This window comes from Nocardioides sp. F233 (assembly GCF_057813895.1).
Genome location: NZ_JBVASH010000021.1, coordinates 1 through 323, shown reverse-complemented (window position 1 = coordinate 323; position 323 = coordinate 1). Strand labels below are relative to the sequence as shown.

Below are 323 nucleotides of genomic sequence, written 5' to 3'. Positions count from 1 at the left end.
GGACGCCGCACTGTTGCGGGGCGTTGCTCGCCTCGAGGCCACCGGCGCTCAACGTCCGTTGGGGTGGGCCTCGGTCAAGGACTTCCTGACCCACCTCACCGGCGGCCACAAGGGCACCGGCGGCGGCTTGGTCCGCGCCGCCGAGCAGCTGCGCGACCTCCCCGAGGTCCAGGCCGCGCTCGAGTCCGGGCGGGTGACCCTGCCGCAAGCGCGGGCGATCGCCACCAAGGTGCACACGCTGCCCCGGGTCCACGAGTTCCGCACCGCGGTCGCAGGACGGATGCTCGAGCTGGTCGACACCCACGGCCACGACGCCAGTGATC

Annotated in this window: 1 protein-coding gene; it reads left to right on the top strand. The window is 73.4% G+C overall.

Annotation, left to right across the window (positions count from 1 at the left end; all coding sequences use genetic code 11):
* The coding region (locus ACZYRU_RS26900) for a DUF222 domain-containing protein (RefSeq protein ID WP_488960175.1) at positions 1–323 on the top strand (323 nt) is incomplete at both ends.